The organism is Arthrobacter sp. B2060, assembly GCF_059090445.1.
On record NZ_JBNHFR010000044.1, the window covers coordinates 1 to 250 of the forward strand.

The window sequence follows — 250 nt, forward strand, 5'->3', positions numbered from 1 at the left end:
TTGAACCAGAAGATCAACTGCACCAGGACCGGTGTCCCACGGAAAATCGTGATGTAAACATTCGCGGTGGCCGCAACCGGTTTGATGCTCGAGGACCTCATGATTGCCAGCCCCAGGCCCAGGAGCGTTCCCAGGGCCATGCTGGCAAGCGTGAGGAAGATCGTGAGCATCAGGCCACGCAGGATGGATTCATGCGTGAAGTACTGGGCGACGACACCCCACCTGAAGTTGGGGTTGGTCGAGACCGAGA

1 protein-coding gene is annotated in these 250 nt (G+C 58.4%); it reads right to left on the bottom strand.

All coding sequences use genetic code 11. From position 1 onward, the window contains the following. Positions 1-250 (bottom strand): ABC transporter permease subunit (locus tag AC5RUM_RS21525; protein ID WP_494036855.1); only part of this gene is annotated, 250 nt, incomplete at both ends.